We start from the raw sequence: 867 nt of genomic DNA on the forward strand, positions 1-867 counted from the left end.
ATTGGATCCTTTCTCCGGTCAAGTTTTTCTCTTTTGTGGTGGACGTAAAGACCGCTTTAAAGCTCTTTACTGGGATGGTCAAGTATTTTGGCTACTATATAAACGTTGGCTACTATATAAACGCTTTGAGAACGGTAAGTTGACTTGGCCAAGTACAGAAAAGGATGTCAAAGCTCTCACACCTGAACAAGTAGACTGGCTGATGAAGGGCTTTTCTATCACTCCCCAAATAAATTCATCAGAAAGTCGTGATTTCTATTGAAATGATGCCTTTCTTTTTAGTATAATAAAGTTAGAAAACAAGGAGGGGAAGACGATGAAAGACTTATTAAAAATCATTCAACAACAGAGTGCTACAATTGATAGTCTCACCAATGAACTTGCCCTTCTTCGTGAACAAGTGGCTTATCTAACGCAAAAGCTCTATGGAAAATCCTCTGAGAAAAGTGTTTGTCCATCTGGACAAGTCAGCCTTTTTGAGGAGGAAGCTTCATCTGATGAAGATGGAGAGGTTCCCAGTTGAAAGAGAAGAAATCACCTATAAACGTAAGAAAGCTAAAGGAAAACGTCAAGCTCTTCTTGCCCAATTCGATTCAGAAGAACTCCATCATCGCTTAGAGGATTGCATTTGCCCTGACTGTCAGGGAGAGCTAAAAGAGATTGGAGCGAGTCTTCAAGGCCAAGAATTAGTCTTTATTCCTGCGCAATTAAAACGCATAGATCATATCCAACACTCTTACAAATGCCAAGCATGCAGTGAGAAAAATCCGAGTGATAAAATTGTGAAAGCTCCTATTCCTAAAGCCCCTTTGGCGCATAGCCTTGGCTCAGCTTCTATTATCGCTCACACCATCCATCAGAAGTTTA

Annotated in this window: 2 protein-coding genes and 1 pseudogene; all 3 read left to right on the forward strand. The window is 40.4% G+C overall.

Annotation, left to right across the window (positions count from 1 at the left end; all coding sequences use genetic code 11):
• The coding region (tnpB, locus tag HT678_RS12010) for an IS66 family insertion sequence element accessory protein TnpB (protein WP_172925037.1) at positions 1–262 on the forward strand (262 nt) is incomplete at its 5' end.
• 54 nt (positions 263–316) lie between these two features.
• Complete coding sequence (locus HT678_RS12015; protein ID WP_000653988.1) at positions 317–523, forward strand: transposase; 207 nt, start codon at positions 317–319, stop codon at positions 521–523.
• Positions 498–867, forward strand: a pseudogene (locus HT678_RS12020) (IS66 family transposase); the annotation flags it as partial. The gene HT678_RS12015 and the pseudogene HT678_RS12020, both read left to right, overlap by 26 nt.

The sequence above is a fragment of the Streptococcus sp. 3167 genome (genome assembly GCF_013277175.1).
GTDB classification, from domain to species: Bacteria; Bacillota; Bacilli; order Lactobacillales; family Streptococcaceae; genus Streptococcus; species Streptococcus pseudopneumoniae.

What these genes read in the sequence shown, in the direction of transcription:
- HT678_RS12015 (WP_000653988.1), top strand. Translation starts at nt 317, where the DNA reads ATGAAAGACTTATTAAAAATCATTCAACAACAGAGTGCTACAATTGAT.